Annotated in this window: 5 protein-coding genes; 1 reads left to right on the forward strand and 4 read right to left on the reverse strand. The window is 64.7% G+C overall.

Translation table 11 applies throughout. The features are described 5' to 3' along the window. Nucleotides 1-446: helix-turn-helix domain-containing protein (locus GOOTI_RS14375; RefSeq protein ID WP_007239329.1), on the forward strand; the 446-nt coding region annotated here is incomplete at its 5' end. On the opposite strand, the gene GOOTI_RS14380 is transcribed toward GOOTI_RS14375, so the two are convergent. The 4 genes from GOOTI_RS14380 to GOOTI_RS14395 all read right to left on the reverse strand — a co-directional run bounded on the left by GOOTI_RS14380 (nucleotide 443) and on the right by GOOTI_RS14395 (nucleotide 2,587). Next, entirely contained in the window at nucleotides 443-1,003 is a 561-nt protein-coding gene (locus GOOTI_RS14380; RefSeq protein WP_007239330.1) for a hypothetical protein, read from the reverse strand. The genes GOOTI_RS14375 and GOOTI_RS14380 overlap by 4 nt on opposite strands. Before the next feature lie 72 nt (nucleotides 1,004-1,075). Continuing rightward, nucleotides 1,076-1,552, reverse strand: a complete 477-nt coding sequence (locus GOOTI_RS14385; RefSeq protein WP_007239331.1) for a Dps family protein — start codon at nucleotides 1,550-1,552, stop codon at nucleotides 1,076-1,078. A gap of 101 nt (nucleotides 1,553-1,653) precedes the next feature. Continuing rightward, the gene (locus tag GOOTI_RS14390) at nucleotides 1,654-2,085 is read right to left on the reverse strand and encodes an organic hydroperoxide resistance protein (RefSeq protein ID WP_007239332.1); all 432 of its coding nucleotides are present in this window, start codon (nucleotides 2,083-2,085) and stop codon (nucleotides 1,654-1,656) included. 58 nt (nucleotides 2,086-2,143) lie between these two features. Beyond that, entirely contained in the window at nucleotides 2,144-2,587 is a 444-nt protein-coding gene (locus GOOTI_RS14395; RefSeq protein ID WP_007239333.1) for a Fur family transcriptional regulator, read from the reverse strand. Between the last annotated feature and the right edge of the window lie 132 nt (nucleotides 2,588-2,719).

The raw sequence follows: 2,719 nt of genomic DNA on the forward strand, positions 1-2,719 counted from the left end.
GGGAAGAATGCGGGCACGAGGCCGCGAATATGATCGCCAGAAGAATGGTCGTCCCGCCGCATCGCGACGGCGGTCAGCGCCAATTCGTCGAGACGCCGGTCCCGGTGTGCGGTTCCGCGGGATTCGCCGAGATGCTCGACTGGCTCGTCGAGAACCTCGACCGGGACATCCGGGTCGACGACATGGCCGCACGGATGCACATGTCGTCACGCACGTTCGCGCGGCGATTCGGTGACGAGGTCGGGGTGTCGCCGCACAGATGGCTCACCGAGCAGCGCGTCGCCCACGCTCGCCGACTTCTCGAGACGACCTCGCTGTCCATGGACCACATCGCCACGCAGTCGGGATTCGGCTCGGCGACGCTGCTGCGACACCACTTCGCCTCCGCTGTCGGCGTGTCGCCTGCAACCTATCGCCGACGCTTCGCCGCAGATCAGGCCGGTTAGTCGGCTTTCGTCGACGCCACTTCGGCGCTTGTCGACGCGTCATCGCTCGGTTCGGCACCGATCGAGCCGGCCGCGGGCGCCACCGCATCGCTCACCACCGGTTCCTCACCCGTCGATGCGTCCTCGACCGAGTCGCGATAGGACTCGCTGAAGGACACGCGTGGCGTGGTCGCGACATGAATCACCGCGAGCACGACGTAGACGATCGCGGCGACACCGAAGAGCACCGCGAGCACGATCGCACCAATGTGTACCGCGCTGATCACCAAGCCGTCGCCACGCGAGGCAACCGCGCCCGCGGCGGCCAGCACGGCCGCGAGCAGGGCCCACGCCGCACCACGAAGTCGCGGCGTCACCGTCGACGAGTAGAACAGCCGCTGATACAGCGAGACCTCGTACTCCTCGACCGCGGCGAGACGGACCGGATCGCCGTCGGCGAGTTCACGGAGATCACGCGCCAAACCCGCGGCGCCGGCCAATCTGTCGGCCTCGCGCTCGCGGGTTCGGACATATGCAATGGTCGCGACCGTGGCTGCAACGAGCCCCAGGCCGACCATGACCCCCAGATCATTCACGCACTAGACGCTACCGTGCCGCTGATTCTGTGCCGCACGTTCTGGGCAGACGGTTCAGGCGATCTGCGCCTGCCACATCCAATGGAGTTGTTCCAGCTTCGCGGCGAACGAGATCAGCAGGTCCTGGGTGACCGGATCGGCGTCTTCTGTCTCGTCGATCCGCGTGCGCAGACCGGCGATCACTGCCTTGAGGTTGTCGACGATCGATGTGATGACCTCGGTGTCAGAAGTCCATCCGTCACCGAATCCGGTGGTGCCCGCCGTCTTGGCCACGGTTTCCGCCCGGCCGTCCGGCGAGACCCCGATGGCCGTCGCCCGTTCTGCGGCCTGATCGGTGAACTCGCGGCTCACCGTGACCAGCTCGTCGAGTTCGAGGTGAACCGAGCGGAAGTTGCGCCCGACGACATTCCAGTGCGCTTGCTTGGCGACGAGGGACAGGTCGATCAGATCGACCAGCGTCTGCTGCAGCGCATGACCGGTGATCGCTTTCTGCTCATCGGTCAACGTGCTCGTGATCGGAGTGTTCGTCATTGTGTGACTCCTTCTCTCATGTCTGCCCGCCGGTGGGCGGGTCGTGACGTACGTCCGGCGCCGGGCTGTGGCGCCGGACTCGCAACGGTCGCGTCAGCTGCTCAGACGCGGACCGTTAGGTTGTGGGCGATGTTGCCCTTCGTTGCCTTCGAGTACGGGCAGAAGGCGTGCGCGCCCTCGGCGAGTTCCTTCGCCTTCGCCTCGTCGACGCCGGGGATGTAGGTCTCGATGTCGGCGACGAGTCCGAACCCTCCGTCGGCCGGGTCCTTCCCGATACCGATGGTGACGGTGACCGTCGACTCATCGGGGACGGGCGTTCCAGCATTCTTGGATGTCGCGCGTAGCGCGCCGAGAAAACAGGCTGCATATCCGGCCGAGAAGAGCTCTTCGGGGTTGCTGCCCTCTCCGCTACCGCCAAGCTCCTTGGGCGGACGCAGATCGAGATCGATCTGCCCGCTCGCCGAGACGACCTCACCGTCGCGACCACCTCCGGTTGCTGTCGACGAGATCGTGTATGCGGGTTCGATAGCCATGGTCATCTCCTGGAAGTGTGTGAGAACTGTTGTCGTGGTTGAGCTGGTGTGTGACAGATCAGCGATCCGGCTCCGACGGCGCGGTGGCACGACAGGCTGGACACTGACCCCAGAACGTCACCTCGGCCTCGTCGATCGAGTAACCGTGGTCGGCGTCCGGCATGAGACACGGTGCCGATCCGACGACGCAATCGACATCGACGATCTCGCCACACGTGCGGCACACGAGATGGTGGTGATTGTCTGCGGTGCGTGTCTCGTAGCGCACCGCAGAACCTGCAGGCTCGATGCTACGGAGCAATCCGCTCTCCGTACATGAACGCAGCACGTCGTAGACGGTCTGCTTCGACACGCCCCCGAGCTGCTCCCGCACTCCGCGGGCGACGAAGTCGGCCGTCGAATGCGGATACGCGGCCAAGACCTCGAGCACCGCGAGACGAGGGGCGGTGACCCGCATCCCCGCGTCACGGAGCTGTCGTCCGAGGGCCTGTCGATCCTGCATGGAGTTCATCGTAACAGCCAAATTGGACTTGGTCTAGTTTTTAGATCATGTCCAATTTTGGTCATTCGGTGCAGTGAGACGATGAAGCGATTTCTGAATCCGCACGGCAACTGGCATGCTCTCAGGGTGTCT

The sequence above is a fragment of the Gordonia otitidis NBRC 100426 genome (assembly GCF_000248075.1).
In the GTDB taxonomy this organism is placed as follows: domain Bacteria; phylum Actinomycetota; class Actinomycetes; order Mycobacteriales; family Mycobacteriaceae; genus Gordonia; species Gordonia otitidis.